At 70.2% G+C, this 15,415-nt stretch carries 11 protein-coding genes; 2 read left to right on the top strand and 9 right to left on the bottom strand.

The window, feature by feature from the left end:
- Positions 1–2: 2 nt before the first annotated feature.
- Positions 3–1,394, bottom strand: a complete 1,392-nt coding sequence (locus M2351_RS02100) for a hypothetical protein (protein WP_264654506.1) — start codon at positions 1,392–1,394, stop codon at positions 3–5.
- Positions 1,395–1,725: 331 nt separating this feature from the next.
- Between M2351_RS02100 and M2351_RS02105 the strand changes: the two genes are divergently transcribed.
- Both M2351_RS02105 and M2351_RS02110 read left to right on the top strand, forming a co-directional pair.
- Positions 1,726–3,684: a right-handed parallel beta-helix repeat-containing protein gene (locus M2351_RS02105; protein ID WP_264654507.1), complete on the top strand. Its 1,959-nt coding sequence runs from the start codon at positions 1,726–1,728 to the stop codon at positions 3,682–3,684.
- A 4-nt stretch (positions 3,685–3,688) separates the two neighbouring features.
- The gene (locus tag M2351_RS02110) at positions 3,689–4,300 is read left to right on the top strand and encodes a demethoxyubiquinone hydroxylase family protein (RefSeq protein WP_264654508.1); all 612 of its coding nucleotides are present in this window, start codon (positions 3,689–3,691) and stop codon (positions 4,298–4,300) included.
- Positions 4,301–4,312: 12 nt separating this feature from the next.
- On the opposite strand, the gene M2351_RS02115 is transcribed toward M2351_RS02110, so the two are convergent.
- The 8 genes from M2351_RS02115 to M2351_RS02150 form a co-directional block, all read right to left on the bottom strand.
- Positions 4,313–6,412, bottom strand: coding sequence for an ATP-binding protein (locus M2351_RS02115; protein WP_264654509.1), 2,100 nt, complete (start codon positions 6,410–6,412; stop codon positions 4,313–4,315).
- Between the two features lie 139 nt (positions 6,413–6,551).
- Positions 6,552–7,688 carry a glycosyltransferase family 4 protein gene (locus M2351_RS02120; RefSeq protein WP_264654510.1) on the bottom strand — a complete coding sequence of 379 codons (1,137 nt, stop codon included), beginning with the start codon at positions 7,686–7,688 and terminating at the stop codon, positions 6,552–6,554.
- A complete protein-coding gene (locus tag M2351_RS02125; protein WP_264654511.1) occupies positions 7,688–8,917 on the bottom strand; it encodes a glycosyltransferase family 4 protein in 1,230 nt (409 codons plus the stop codon). Before M2351_RS02125 ends, M2351_RS02120 begins: the two co-directional genes overlap by 1 nt.
- Positions 8,914–10,170 (bottom strand): glycosyltransferase family 4 protein, encoded by a 1,257-nt coding sequence (locus M2351_RS02130; protein WP_264654512.1) that lies wholly within the window; start codon positions 10,168–10,170, stop codon positions 8,914–8,916. Before M2351_RS02130 ends, M2351_RS02125 begins: the two co-directional genes overlap by 4 nt.
- A gap of 4 nt (positions 10,171–10,174) precedes the next feature.
- The gene (locus M2351_RS02135; RefSeq protein WP_264654513.1) at positions 10,175–11,152 is read right to left on the bottom strand and encodes a GDP-L-fucose synthase family protein; all 978 of its coding nucleotides are present in this window, start codon (positions 11,150–11,152) and stop codon (positions 10,175–10,177) included.
- Between the two features lie 12 nt (positions 11,153–11,164).
- Positions 11,165–12,175: an NAD-dependent epimerase/dehydratase family protein gene (locus tag M2351_RS02140; RefSeq protein WP_264654514.1), complete on the bottom strand. Its 1,011-nt coding sequence runs from the start codon at positions 12,173–12,175 to the stop codon at positions 11,165–11,167.
- Positions 12,176–12,206: 31 nt separating this feature from the next.
- Entirely contained in the window at positions 12,207–13,562 is a 1,356-nt protein-coding gene (locus M2351_RS02145) for a nucleotide sugar dehydrogenase (RefSeq protein WP_264654515.1), read from the bottom strand.
- Between the two features lie 230 nt (positions 13,563–13,792).
- A complete protein-coding gene (locus M2351_RS02150; protein ID WP_264654516.1) occupies positions 13,793–15,274 on the bottom strand; it encodes a flippase in 1,482 nt (493 codons plus the stop codon).
- Positions 15,275–15,415 lie beyond the last annotated feature (141 nt).

Consider the following 15,415-nt stretch of genomic DNA (forward strand, 5'->3'; position numbering starts at 1 on the left):
CCTCACGACCGTTCCGGCAGGCGCAGGGTGGGCTGGTCTGCCCGGTCGGCCAGCCCATCGCCCAGCCGCATCCAGACGCGCAGCAGCCGGGTCACCGCGATCCACAGCAGGATCGGCAGCAGGGAGAAGAAGCCGAACTTCACGATGGTGATGTTGCCGTCGCGGAACCACTGCAGCGACAGCGGGATGAAGGCGCAGTAGAACAGCACGGCGTAGCGGTTCAGGAACCCGCTCTGCCAGAACCAGCGGTGCAGCCGGCCCAGGATCAGGCCCACCACCACCATGGTCACGATCATCCCAATCCAGCCGCCGCTCATCCAGCCGTCGCCGGCCAGCGAGGTGGTCAGGTTGGCGAAATTGCCGAAATCGTGCAGCGACACCCACTTCAGCGGCGCGCCAATGGGCTTGTCCGGCCACAGCACGCGCGGGATCGGCTCGGTGAACAGCTGCAGGTACTGGGTGAACCAGGTGTAGGTGCCGGACTGGTTCGGCACGACCCACAGGATGAAGGCCAGGAAGTCGAAGTTGGCGATGTCCTGGTTCGACACGCTGTCGACGAAGGAGTTGGAGCCGCCGTCGAACATGCGGAACATGTTGAAGGGGCTGACGCTTCCGTCCAGCACGCCGCGCAGGAAGTCGCGGTTGTTGCCCAGCGTGTGGAACAGCAACAGCACCGGCAGGCCGATGGCCACCTGCCACCAGCGGAACCACTTCGCCCGCGTGTGGTACAGCACCAGCAGCACCATGCCCAGCACGCCCATGATGATCGCCCAGCGCCCCCAGCCGAGGAAGGCGCGGTAGCTGACGAAGGCGATGAAGGGGATGAAGGACAAAGGGTGGAAGCGGCTGACCCAGATGATGCCCAGCGTCAGCGGCAGGCCCATGGAATGGGCTTCCGCGATGTAGCCGGTGGTGTTGACGTAGACCGGCTGGCCGGTCATCGGGTCGCGTTCCATCTGGACGTCGCCCGTGCCGCTGAAGTCCGCGCCCTGCTGGCGCAGGATGGCCGAATAGACGGCCAGCGGGGCCAGCGCGATGACCGTCATGACGAAGGCCGTGATGTCCAGCCGGTCGAAGGTGAAGGAGGGGATGCGGCTGAGGTCCGGCTTGGCCCGCCCGGCGTAGCCGCAGGCGATGGAAAAGGCGATCAGCGCGACCGAACTGACGGTCAGCGACTTCACGAATTCCGTGGCGCTGGGCCAGAACCCGATGAACAGCCAGACGTTGTCGATGTTGAAGGTGTACACCAGCACCGGGCGGATCACGAAGACCAGCGTGTGGAAGACCAGGTAGTAGGTCAGGGGGTGGAACATCGACGCGGTGCCGCTGCTCACGAACACCACGGCGATCAGGGCCACCACCAGCACCTGCGCGATCAACGCCGTTTCGATCATACCGGGCTCCGCCTCGCTCGTGACGACGCGCCTCGCCCACCCAGCCCGTTTGGAAGGGGCCGGCGGGGAGGACGTCCGGACGATGCAACGCAGCGCACACGGGCCGGGGTCCGCCGGAGGAGCGTGCGCAGACGGCGAGCGCATCCCGAAAGCGGGCTATCCCCACCGGGGTGTCAACCGCCCGCAGGTCTCTACGCCGGAGGGCGTTCGGGGCCGTACCCCATGGCAGGGTCGGGGCATGGGCCTCGCGGACATTCGGGGCACTCCCTCCGCGCTTTTGCCACGACGGGGCTCCGCCGCCAGTTTCGCTAGCGTCCGAAGCGGAGGTGATATGACGCGCCTGAGGAAAAGCTGGTCCCGTGGTGTCTTCGCGCTGTTGCTGTGCCCGATCCTGAGCATGATCCTGTCCATTCCGGCGCTGGCGGCCGATCCGGCCATCTATGTGTCCACCCAGGGCAACGACCATTGGTCCGGCCGGCGCGCCGACCCGGCCCCGGACGGCAAGGACGGTCCCGTCGCCACGCTGGAACGCGCCGTGGAGGCAGCCCGGCAGGCGAAGACGCGCGTCGTCCTGCTGCGCGGCGGCACCTACCGCCTGACCGAGACCGTCACGCTGGGGCCGGAGGATTCCGGGCTGCGCATCGCCGCCTATTCCGGCGAGCAGCCCGTCCTGTCGGGCGGGGAGCGCGTCGCCGGCTTCACGGTGGAATCGGGCGGCACCGTCTCCGCCCCCCTGGCGCGGGAGCCCGGCCTGGACGTCACCGCCGGCGGCGTCCGCCAGCGCGCGGCGCAGAGCGGCAACTTCGACCCGAACGACCCGATCCGCTCCGGCTGGTTCGTCGCGCAACAGACCAAGGGCGGCGGCGACAAGCGGCAGTTCCGCTTTCCGCCCGGCACGGTGCAGCCGGCCTGGGCGGTCCCCGGCGTGCGTGTGCAGGCGCTCGACCGCGAGCGGCAGGCCGACGACATCCGCGGCATCGAGCGCATCGACAAGAACGGCACGCTCTTGCTCGACCGCGACGGCTGGTACCCGTTCCGCGACGGCACGACCTTCCGCCTGCTCGGCCACCCCGATTTCCTGAAGTTCCCCGGCCAGTTCGCCTGGCGGGCGCGGGACAAGCGTCTCCTGCTCCGCCCCCACGATCCGGAGGGCTTCGCCCGCAGCGGGGAGGCGGTGGTGGCCCGGCTGGCCCCGTTGATCCGGTCGGACAAGGCGGACAAGCTGACCATTGAGGGCCTAAGCTTCGCCGACACGCCCTACGACGGCGCCGCCATTCGCCTGACGGGTGGGGCGGGGCACCGCGTCGTCGGCAACCGCTTCTTCGCGGTCGGCACGGCCGTGATTCTGGACGGGGCGGACGGCAGCGAGGTGAGCGGCAACGCCATGGAGCATCTCGGGCGCAGCGGCGTGGAACTGACGCCGGGCAGCAACGGCAACCGCATCGTCGCCAACAGCATCCGCAACATCGGCGAGGTGAACCTCTACAGCGCCGGGGTCATGGCCGCCGGGGTCACCCGCACGACCATCGCCCACAACGACATCCGCACGGCGGCGCGCTACGGCATCTCGCTGAAGAACTGGAACCCGCAGACCAAGAACAGCGACAACGTCGTCGAATACAACCGCATCCGCGACGTCGGGCGGGAGACCGCCGACCTCGGCGCCATCGAGACGCTGGGGCGTAGCGACATCGACACGCGCACGGTGATCCGCTTCAACGACATCCGCGGCACCGGCGGCCTCGCCACCAACCCGGCCGGCGACTGGCTGGTGCGCTACAAGGGCTTCGGGATCTACCTGGACGACCTGACCAACGGCGTGACCATCCAGGGCAATTTCCTGGAGGACACGGGCTGGGCGGCGGTCTTCATCCACGGCGGCGACGGCAATCGGGTGGAGAACAACATCGCCGTGCTGACCGACGGGCGCGACAAGTTCGTCCGCTTCGAATGGGTGCCCAGCGCCGGGACGGCCGGCTTCCTGCACGACAACGCGGCGACGCGGAACCTCGTCTACGCCCGCGTGCCGGTGGAGCAGATCGTCACCAGCCTGACCGGCGGGGAATACCGGCTGGAGAACAACATCCTGGACCGCGCCGGCCGCAGCGGCCGCGCCCAGGCAGCCGGGTCCGACCGGACCCAGCGCTCGGTCCAGGCCGGCAGCCTGCCGGACCCCTACTTCCAGGACCCGGACAAGGGCGACTTCCGCCTGCGCGCGAACTCCCCCGCCCGCAAGATCGGCTTCGAGGACCTGCCCTGGTCCCGCATCGGCCCGGAAGGAGCCCGCTGACGCCGTGGACGCCGTCTCCCCCACTCCCCCGACCGAAGGGGTCCCGACCGAAGCGCCGCCTTCGGAAACCATCGGCCTTGCCCCGCCGCGCCTCGACCTGGACGCCCTGCCGCCTCGCATGCTGCGCGAACTGCGCGCCAGCCACGTGGGGGAAACGGTCGCGGTGAACCTCTACGACGGCGTGGCCGGCGCCACCACCGACCCGGAACTGCTGCGCTTCGCGGCCTCGCACCGGCTGGTCGAACTGCGGCACCTGCGGCTGTTCGAGGCGGTGCTTCCGCACGCGCGCCGCAGCCGCCTGATGGGGTTCTGGCGCCTGTCCGGCCGGCTGATGGGCGGCCTGCCGGCCCGCCTCGGCCCGGACTACGTCTACGCGGTGGTCGCGGGGGTGGAGTCCTGGGTGGACGGGCATTATGCCGGGCAGATCGACACGGTCCGCCGCCTGGCACCCGATCCCGGCTTGCTGCGCATGCTGGAAGCCTGCCGCCACGACGAGATCCAGCACAGCCTGGACGCGGCGCGGCTCGACCCGGCCCCGCCCTGGGGAGCCCGCGCGCTCGCCCGGCTGGCCGTCGGCCTGTCGCGGCTCGGCGTTGCACTGGCGCGGCGGGTGTGACCGGCGGGACTCTTAGGCGATGGGCGTGCGGTCGGCGGCTGGGGTGGCCATCGCGCGCGTCACGGCCTTCACCAGGCCGGCCGTATCGAAGGGCTTGCCGATCACCGGGAAGCCCAGGGCGCGGGCCTCCGCGATGGAGTCGCTGTAGCCGGACACCAGCAGGACCGGCATGTCCGGCCACTCCTCCCGGATGCGCCGGGCCAGTGTGACGCCGTCCAGCGCGCCGGGCAGCCGGATGTCGGAGATCACCACCTGGATGGGGCCGTCCTGGATGACATTGGCGGACGATCGGTCCGACAAAAGGCCCAGCGCCGTTTCCGCGTCGACTACGCAGTGGACGGCGAAGCCGGCGTCGGCCAGCAAGGCGGTCGTCACCCGCCCGACCTCCTCGTTGTCCTCCACCAGCAGCAGGCGCGTGCCGGGCACGACCCGGCCCGCTGGGGCATCCTCCCATCCGGCCGCGGCCGTTCCGTCCGTCTCCTCCGCCAGCGGCAGGTGGATCGACACCGTGGTCCCTTGTCCGGCCGCGGGCGCAAGGGTGCTGGCGATGGACACGCCGCCGCCCGCCGCCTTGGCAAGGCCGTAGACCTGGCTGAGGCCGAGCCCCGTGCCCGACCCCACGCCCTTGGTGGTGAAGAAGGGCTCGAAGACGTGGGGCAGGATCTCCGGCGGCACGCCGGCCCCGCTGTCGGTGACCGAAAGCGTCACGCCCCGGCCCTCGGCTCCACCCTCCAGCGTCGCCCGCTCCAGCGCGATGCGCAGCGTCCCGCCCTCCGGCATGGCGTCGCGCGCGTTGACCGCGAGGTTGATCAGCGCCAAGTCCAGCTGCACCGGGTCGATGGCAACGCGGAATCCGGGGGCCAAGTCGAGGTCGAGCGCGATGCCACCGTTCAGCGACCCGCCGTTCAGCGATTGGCGGATGAGGCCGAGGTTGCCGCCGATCCGCTCCGCCAGGTCGATGGTTTCCACATGGGCGGCGCTGCCGCCGCGGGAGAAGACCAGCAGGTCGCGCGTGATCCGCGTTCCCTTCTCCACGGCCAGCTTGATCGACGCCAGATGGCGGTCGAGCTTGGCATCCTCCACATGGTGGCGGTCGCGCAGGCGCCGACCGATCAGGTCGGCGTTGCCCTGGACGGCCATCAGCAGGTTGTTGACATCGTGCGCCACGCCGCCGGTCATGCGGCCGAGCGCTTCCATGCGGGCGGCGTGGGCCTTCGCCTGGATGTCCCGCCGCTCCGCCCGGATCTCCCGGCGCAGCAGCGCCACCAGCAGTGCGGTGAGGCCAAGCGCCGCGAGGCAGGCGACCCCCAGAATCCAGACGGAGCGGTCGAAGGGCGCCTGGTAGACGCCCAGCGGAATGGCGACATGGACCGACCATCCGGTCTCCGGCGACTTGCGGAAGGCGGTGATCGTCCCGGCGTTGTCGGGCGTTAGGCCCCGGTAGACGCCGGCGTTCCCCTCGGCCCGCGCCTTCAGGGCCATGGGGCCGGGGGACTGGCCGATGCGGTTCGGGTTTCTCGTCGTGGCGACGATGACCCCGGCGTTGTCCACCACGAAGGTGCGCAGCGGCTCCCGCAGCCCTTCGCGCAGCAGGCCGGCGAAGCGCTCGGCCTTGATGGTGGCGGCCAGTGTGTAGACGACCTGCCCGTTCCGGATCACCGGGGCGCGCACGCTCACCATGCCGCGGCCGTTGATTGAGGCCGGCCCCGGACCGGCCATGTTGCCCACGATGGGCTTGCCCACCGCCACGACGCGCAGATGCCCCGCCTCGTCGACGACGTGGCCCAGCGGGGTCCCGAAGGGCAGGCCGGTGTTCACCAGCTGGTCGCCCGCCGGGTTGGCCAGGAAGATGCGGTCCCAATGCGGAAGCTCGGCCTTGAAGCGGGTCGCCACCTCGTAGAAGGGCGCCAGGTCCGTTGCGTGGTCGGGCGCATCCTCGTCCAGCCGGGGGGAGCGCGCCAGAACCTTCAGCAGCTCGATCTGGGTGGCCAGGTCATGGTCGATGCGCGCCGACAGCGCGTCGGCCCGGCCGACCGCCTCGTCCCTCATGCGCTCCTGCTGCGTGCGGAGCGCGACCGCGGTGACCCCCGCCGCAAAGAGGACCAGCGGCAACAATGCCCCGATCACGAGAAGGAGAAGCCGATGCCGCAATCGATGGACTCGCGGGGGGTTGTCGCGAGGCCACCAATGGGCTTCCCGTGTTTCAGGTGTCAAGCTGGCTGATCGGCTTAACCGACGGGAAGGCGCGGCGTCACCCCACCGCGCGCTTGGGTCGGACCGCCGCGGATTCCGGTTCGGGCGCCGGGCCGGCGACGCGCTCCAGCACGGCTTCGAACCCGGCGTGGCTTGCCTCATAGGCCGCCCGCGCCCGCGCGTGGGCCTGTTCGGAGGCGAGCGCCAGCGCGGCGCGGTCCTCCGCCCAGCGGCGCAACGCCGGCATCACCGCCTGGACGAAGTCCTTGTCCTGGGGAATCAGACCCGGGCGGGGGATGTCGCTGCCGATGCATCCGCGGTCATAGGCCAGGACCGGCACGCCGGCGGCCATCGCCTCGAACAGCACCAGCGGCTGCGCCTCGTTGCGGTACTGGGTCGGGAAGACGAAGACGTCGATGTCGCGGTAGAAGACGGCCTTGGCCTCCCCGTCCACGGGCCCTCGGTATTCCACGTCGCCGTCGAAGGCGGCCAGCCCTGCGGCGACCAGCGCATTGTCCATACGGCCCAGCCCCGGTCCGGCCAGGACGAGCTTCACGTCCATGTCCTCGGCCCGCAGCGCGCGCAGCAGGTTGAACATGGTGTCCAGCCCCTTGTCGACGCACAGGTTGGACAGGTGCCCAATGCGCAGCGGCCCCGGCTTGCGCGCGCGCGGGCGGGGCACCGGCGGCGTGAAGATGGCGTTGGACATGCTCATGCCTGCGCGCGCCGCGGGGTAGAGCTTCTGGAATTTCAGCTGCATCGCCGGGCAGAGCAGCACATGCATGCAGTCGGCGCCCGCCACGCGCGTCAGAAGGCTCATCCGCCAAGTCGGCTTGGTGATGGTGGCGAAGGAGTGGTGGTGCAGCGTGCGTTCGTACCCGAACAGCCGCGCCAGCCCGGCCAGCGCCGTGGTGTAGACGATGCCCAAGCCCGAATCCACGGGCATGTAGAAGCGCCGGTCGTCCTGCATTGCGCCGGCCGCCAGCCGCATCCCGGCCAGCAGGACGCGCAGCGCCTTGGCCGCGTGGTAGCGCGGACCGCCGCCGTTCCAGCCCGGCGATAGGTCCGCGACCTCCACGTCGCCGCGCGCCCGCAGGCGGTCGAGCACGAGGGCCGTGACGCGGCTCATCCCGTCGACCGGCGGAGGCAGGCGGCCGGAAACGACGATGTGGGGGGACGTGCTGCGGTCGGTCATCAACCCTCGCTTTCACGAGTGGATGGCATGGGGGCGGACGGCATGGGAGCGGACTGGATGGAGGTGGGACGGGAAACCGGCTGCGCGCCCAGGCTGACCAGGGCCTTCTCAACCGATTCCGCGAAGAAGGAGGCGTCAGCCAGCGTCTGGAACGGCCGGCCGTTGAGGCTGAGGCGGCGCCACTCCGCCTCGTCCGCCGCGACGGAGAGCATGTGGCGCGCCAGCCCTTCCGGGTTGTCGGGCTCGACGATGTGGCCGTTCAGCCCGCTGCGGATCAGCACGTCGCGGGCGCCGCACTGGTCGGACAGGATCGTCGGCACGCCCATTGCCAGCGCCTCGTTCACCACCAGCCCGAACTGCTCCTCCAGCGAGGGCAGCAGCAGGCACAGGGTGGAGCCCAGCGTCTCGGCGATGCCCTTCTCCTGGAGGAAGCCGCGGAAGATGATGTGCCCTTCCAGACCGCGCTTGGCGACCTCCGCCCGCAGATCCGCCTCCAAGGGGCCGGAGCCGCAGAGGTGCAGCGGCCGCGCCGCGCCCCCCTCGCTGGCCTCGGCCAACCGCCGGTACAGGTCGTAGGCCTCCACCGCGCGGAACAGGTTCTTCTTCGGCACGAAGCGGGCGATGATCGTGAAGTGCCGCTCGGCGAAGGGCACGCCGTCCGGCGCCGGGGTCATCCCGGACAGCCGGCGCACGCGGTCCAGCGACAGCGTGTCGTAGCCGATGAACAGCCGGTCCTTCGGCAAGCCCAGGAAGCGGTAGTAGTCCACCGTGCGGTGGCTGCCGCCGATCGCCGCCTGGTAGGGCTTGTAGAGCAGGCCCTTCAGCGCCTCCCGCCACAGGACGCGCGGCTTGTCGTCGAACTTGGAGGCGTTCATGTTGACGACCTTGCGACCGAGCAGCCGCATTGTCACCGCCAGCCCGAAGACGTCCGGATCCTCGTAGTGGCACAGGAACACGTGGCTGGCGTTCGCCTTCCGGCATTCGCGCAGCAGCGCCCGGTAGACCTGGAAAGACGGGATGTCCGCCTTGGACCGGCCGGGAAACAGCGTGACCTTGCGGAAATTCTGGCCGCTGCCGGTGGAATCCCAGGCGTAGGTGTGGGACTTCGACCCGACCTCCAGCCCGACCACGTCGTACAAGTGGCCGAGCCGGCGCCCCACAGCCTCCAGGCGGTCCATGTGGTAGGGGCCGAACATTTCCCAGGAAAAGATCAGGGCGGGCTTGGTCATTCCACCTCACCGTTGAGAAGCAGCCCGGCGTAGCGCGCCAGCACCGCGCTGCGGCTGGCGTGGGCTTCGACCCAGGCGCGGCCGCGGCGGCCCATGGCGGCGCTGCGGTCGGGTGCGTTGAGCAGGTCGGCCACGGCCTTCGCCATGGCCTCGGGCGCGTCGGGCGGGGTGCTGAGGAAGGCGCCGATCTCCGCCTCCAGCCGTGCGAGCGCGGAGCCCGGCAGGCAGGTGCAGACGAAGGGGCGGCCGGCCGCCAGGATGGTCACCGCCTTGCCCGGCATGGCGAAGGCCGCTCCCTCCGGGCGCTGCGGGACGAGGTGCACGTCGCCCTCCGCCAAGCCTTCGGCCAGCCGTTCCTTGGGGATCAGCGGCGCGAACTCGACGTTGGTCAGGCCCATGCCCACAGCTTGCGCCTTTAGTTCCTCCTCCAGCCCGCCCTGGCCGCGCAGCAGGACGCGCGCGTCGGGCCGCAGGCCGTGCAGATGGCGGGCCATCTCCAGCACCTGCTCCAGCCCCTGCTTGCGGGCGAAGGCGCCGCTGTAGAGCACGGTCGGCGGCTGGCCGTCCGGGCGGGGCAGGGGGTGGATGGCGTCGGCGTCCACGTGCGGCGGGATCACCGCGACGGGGCGGCGCACGCCGAGGTCGCGCAGAACGTCGCGCATCGCCTCCGACAGCACGACGATGCTGTCGGCGCGGTTCAGCGCAGTACGCTCCAGCGCCTGGATCGCCTTCAGCGCCGCCCCGCCGCCCATGCCCAGCGCGCCGGCAAGGCCCGACTGGATGTCGTGGACGATGGCGACGTGGCGGCCACCCGGCGCCTTGAAGCGGTCGGCGACCGCCACGCTGAAGATCGACGGGCAGAGCGACAGCACCGCTTTGTGCTTGGCCACCCGCCCGCGTGCCCGGGCGGCGAGGAAGCCGCCGTGCAGCACGCCCTCGTGCACCAGCCGGGCCTTCATGCCGCCGCCTTTCGGCGGGATGGTGAACAGCCGTTCGATCCGCACGCCGTCCACCGTCAGATGGTCTTGGCTGCCGTCGGCGTAGCCGTCATAGACGCGGTTGCCCGGGTAGTTGGGCCGGGCGGTCAGCACGGTCATGTCCGTTCCCGCCGCCGCGAAGGCGGTGGCGAGGTCGGTCATCATCGGCGCGCTGCCGGCCGGCTCCGGCCAATAGCTCATGGCCACCATCAGGGCGCGGGGCGGAACGGCGACAGTGGAGGTGACGGCGCGAAAGGCGGCGGAATCGTCGGGCATGGGATCACTCCGCAGCCTTGGCAGTGGAGGACTCGGCAGCACCGTCAATCCCGGGGGCTACATGCTCCTGGAACCAGGCGTAGGTGCGCCGAAGCCCTTCCTCCAGCCCGACCTTGGGCCGCCAGCCGGTGGCGAACAGGCGGGACACCTCCATCACCTTGCGGGGATGGCCGTCCGGCTTGCTCAGATCCTGCGTCAGCGTGCCCGGATAGCCGACCACCTCGCGGATCATCCCGGCGAGATCGGCGATGGTGACGTCCTCGCCGGGGCCGACGTTGACGATATCCTCGCCGTCGTAGTGATCCATCAGGTGCAGGCAGGCGTCGGCCATGTCGTCGACGTAGAGGAACTCGCGCCGCGGCGTGCCCGTGCCCCACAGCGTGACAGAGGGGGCGCCTTCGCGCTTCGCGTCGTGCAGGCGGCGGATCAGGCCGGGGATAGCGTGCGAGCCTTCCGGGTCGAAGTTGTCGCCGGGGCCGTAGAGGTTCGACGGCATGGCGCAGATGGCGTTGAAGCCGTACTGCTGCCGGTAGGCTTGGCACATGGTGATCCCGGCAATCTTGGCGATCGCGTAGGGCTTGTTGCTCGGCTCCAGAGGGCCGGTCAGCAGGGCGTCCTCGCGCAGCGGCTGCTCCGCGAACTTCGGGTAGAGGCAGGAGGAGCCCAGGAACAGAAGCTTCTTCACCCCCGCCCGCCAAGCCGCGTCGATGACGTTGGTCTGGATTTGCAGGTTGTCGCGGATGAAGTCGCCGCCGAAGCGGTCGTTGGCCAGGATGCCCCCGACCTTCGCGGCCGCGAGGAAGACGTACTCGATCTTCTCTCGGTCGAAGAAGGCGCGCACCGCGGCCTGATCGGTCAGGTCCAGTTCCGCGCGGCTGCGCAGGACGAGGTCGCCGTAGCCTTCCTCGGTCAGGCGGCGCAGCACGGCGGAGCCGACGAGGCCCCGGTGCCCCGCGACGAAAATGCGGGCGTTTCTATCCATGGGCTCGGTCCTTTATTCGGCCGCGCTGGCGATTGACATCTGGTTTCCCGGGCCCTGCCCGCGGCTGCGGGCGGCGTACCAGTCCACCACGCTTGGCAGCCCGTCCTTCAACGGGATGCGCGGCGTGTAGCCCAGCCCCGACAGGCGGGCGATGTCCGGGCTGCGCCGCTGGGTGCCGCCGGGTGCTGGCGGGCCGGCCTGGATCTCCGCCTCGCGGCCGAGGATGGCGACGACCTGCCGGGCGAGGTCGGCGATCGCCACCTCCTCCGGGTTGCCGACGTGGTAGATGCCCAGATGCTCGCCGCGCTCGATCACCGTGACGATGCCGTCGATCGCGTCGTCGATGTGGACGAAGGCGCGGGTCTGGGTGCCGTCGCCCTGGATCAGGAAGGGCACCGGGCCGCGCGGCGACAGGTCGATGGCGGCCACGGCGCGGCGCACGAACTCCGGCACCACATGCTCCCAGCCCATGTCGGCGCCGTAGACGTTGTGCGGGCGGAAGATCGCCACGCGGTCGAAGCCGGTGCGCCCCCAATTGACCGCCAGCAGCTCCGAAATCAGCTTGGACCCGCCGTAGCTGTAGCGCGGGTTCAGCACGTCCGGCACGACCAGCGGGATGTCCTCCGGCGTGGGCACGACCGGCGGGGTCTGGTAGGCCTCCGATGAGGAGGCGAGGACGAGGTCGCCGACCCCCTCCGACCGGCAGGCGTCCAGCACGTTCAGCATGCCACGCACGCCGACGTCCAGCACCGTCTCCGGCTTCTCGTAGAAATGCTTGGTGCCGTTGACGGCGGCCAAGTGCAGCACGCCGTCGACGCCCTTGACCGCCTTGGTCACGGCGGCGACATCGCGGATGTCGCCGGTGACGAACTCCACGGCGTTGACCACGTCGCCCAGCCGGCGCGGATGGCCGCGCGAGTTGTCGTCGAGCACGCGGACCCGGTGACCGTCCTGGACCAGGCGGCGGACCAGCGCCGCACCGATGAAGCCGCTGCCCCCGGTGACGAGGTAATGTTTCGGCATGGAATTCCCCTTGGGAGCGATACGCGAGATTTTAGGAAACGTGGCTGAAGCGGGCGGCGCCGTGGCTGCCGAGCGCCACGTAGGCCGTGCCCTCGGGCAGGTCCACCTCGCGGCTGTTGAAGTTGTTCCAGAAGTCGTAGATGACGCCCGGCCGGTCCATGCGGCTCGCCAGGTCCGGCAGCGGCATGGAGGTGAAGACCGGGTGGTTGTTCAGGATGACGGCCAGATTGGCGCCGTCCACCGCCTCGGCCATGCTGCCCGCCGGCTCCAGGCCGAAGCCGCGGATGTCGTCCGGCGCCACCACCGCGTCGAAGCCGCGCCAGCGGGCCTTCGGGAAACGGGTGCGCAGCTCCTCGTACAGCGGCTTGGCCATGGTGCCGCGCAGGTCGTCGGTCGCCGGGCGGCCCTTGAAGGCAAGGCCCATCAGGCTGATGGTCGGGGCCTTGGGGAAGCCCTGCATGGAGCTGGTCAGCTGCTCCAGGAACACCGACACCTCGATGGGCTGGCTTTCGTTGACGCGCCGGCCGGCGGCGGTGATGTCCATGTCCACCCCGAACTGGCGGGCGGACTCGATCAGGATGTGCGGGTCCTTCTCCAGGCAGGGGCCGCCGACCGGGCCGGGCAGCGGCAGCTGCGTGCGCGGGTAGCCCAGCTTGCCGGCGCGCGACACCTCCAGCGCGGAGACCTCCATGGCGTTGCACAGCCGGGCGATCTCGTTGGCGAAGGCGAAGGTCACGTCGCGGTAGGTGTTGTCGACCAGCTTGATCATCTCCGCCGTTTCCAGCGTGGAGACCTTGACAGTCGTCGGGGTCAGCATGCCGAAGATCTGCGCGGCGCGGGCCGCCACCTCGACGCTCTCCGCCCCGATGATCTGCGGCAGCTGGTTCAGCTCGATCAGCGCCTGGCCTTCCAGCGTGCGCTCCGGGCAGAAGGCGATGTCGAACCGCTTGCCGGTCGCGCGCAGGATCGGCGCCACCACGTTGCGGGTCGTGCCCAGCTTCACCGTGGAGCGCAGGATGACGAGGTCGCCGTCGTGGATGCGCTCCGCGACCTGGCGGGTCGCCGCCTCGATCATGTCGGTGCGCACCTGCCCGTCGGCGCCCAGCGGCGTGCCCACGGTGATGATGAAGACGCTGCACTGCCCGCATCCCTCCGGCGTACGCCCGAAGGTGAAGCGGTCGCGCGCCACCACGTGGCGCAGCTTCTCGGTCAGGCCCGGCTCATGGAAGTGCGGGATGCCGCGCGCCAGCTTGTCGAGAACCTCGCCACGCACCTCGACGCCATGGACCTGGAAGCCCGCGTCGGCCATGGCGACGGCAAGCGTCAGCCCGACATAGCCTAGGCCCAGGACGCAGACATTCCGGTCTGGGAAGGACTTTGGAAGCATATTCGTTCGATCCTGCAAGTGTTTTGCGCATGCATCCGAAGGCGCCGCTTCACCCACCGTCGGCACCATGCGCGACTCCGAACGCCCTTTGGTGCGGCAATGTTCCGGTCATATTGCCGGCGTGAAGAGGCTATGCTGTTGATTGGCCGAAGCTTTTTTGGGATTACTCCGGACCGGTGAGAAGCGTGCGTCCGGTCGGATGGGCAGCGTCATCGGGAGTACGGATGGGCTCAGGCTACGGCCGTCATCAGGCGCCGGAGGCGCGATGGGCGTACGAGGCCGGTGATCAGAACGGCGGGGACGTACACCGCCGTAAGGAGGAGCCCGCCGACCAGAACGGCCAGCAAAGGGCTTTTTGGTGCCAGAAGGTCCGGCAGGGCGTGGGTCAATCCCAAGGTGGCCGCGACGGCCAGAAGGCCGCACAGCGCCGCCCGCGCGATGATGTCGAGGGGCAGGTCGCCCACGGCCCGGCGGTGCTGCCACGCCAGCCCGGCCATCGCGGTCAGCTCCGCCACGATGGTGGCGACGGCCGAGCCCTCGATTCCCCAGCGCGGGATCAGCACGCAATTCAGTGCCGCGTTCGTCACGCCGCCGACGAGGATCGCGGTCATGTAGCCGGTCTGCCGGTGCCAGACGAGCAGCGGGTTGCCGAGCGCCAGGTTCACGTGCACCACCGCCACGGAAATCATGATCAGGCGCAGCGAGTCGGCGGCGTCGGCGTAGGCCGGCCCATAGACCACGCCCAGGATGGCCGGTGCCAACGTGACCCCGCCGGCCGCGATCAGCCCTCCGATGCCGAGGATCGTCGTGGCGTAGTCGCGCATGCGCTCCCGCATCCGCTCCGGGTCGCCGTAGGCGGCGGCCAACTGCGGCATGAAGGCGCTCAGCACGATGTTGCCGGCGGTCAGCGCCAGCACCAGCAGCTTCGTCACCGCGGTGTAGAGGCCGACGTCGTGCTGCGGCACCAGGAAGCCCAGCATGACGAGGTCGAGGTGCGAGAACAGCGCCCAGGCGAAGACGCTGACCGCCATGGGGGCGGACACCTTCAGGATCGCCGCCCAGACCTTCAGGTCCACGCGCGGGCGCGGCGGGCGGAAGTCGCGGCTGAAGCGGACCAGCATCAGCACGGCGTTGATGACGAAGGACCCGCCGGTGATGGCCGCGGCGATCGCCACGTCGTCCGGCCCGTGCACCAGCGCCAGCATGGCGATGGTGATGCCGAAGCCCGTGCCGATCTCGCGGGTCGCGATGACGCTCATGCGCTCCGTCGCCTGATAGACGAAGTCGAGCAGCAGGGCGTTGCCGAGCAGCTGGATCGCCTGCACCAGCAGCACGGCCTTCACCAGCCCCGGCTTGTCGAGCGTCAGCACGAAGGCGGCGTAGATCGCGCCGACCACAAGGGCCAGCAGCGAGCGCAGCGTCAGCACATGGTCGGCCAGCTCCGCGGCCTTGTCGCCCAAATTGTCTTTGGCTCGCGAGATTTCGCGCACCGCGTAGGTGGACAGGCCCAGGTTCACGAACAGCGCGGCGTAGGCCAGCATCGAGGTGCCGAAGCCCAGCACGCCGAAGGACTCCGGTCCCAGCGCGCGCGCCGTCCAGGCCGTGGTGACCAGCCCGCTCATCAGCGTGGCGACGCGCGCCAGCCCCAGCGCGCGGATGTTCAGGAAAATGCGTCGTCCAGCGTTCGTGGCGGCGTTCGTGGCGGCGGTCATGGCGGATTCCGGAAAAGCGGGAAGCGCCGGCGGCCGGGCCCCCACCCTGACCCTCCCCATCTTCGACGGGGGAGGGGATTTCTCCTCCCCCCGCCGCAGGTGGGCGGAGGTCGGGAGGGGGGCCCAACCGCCGGCGCTCGC

This window comes from Azospirillum canadense, from assembly GCF_025961225.1.
GTDB lineage: Bacteria > Pseudomonadota > Alphaproteobacteria > Azospirillales > Azospirillaceae > Azospirillum > Azospirillum canadense.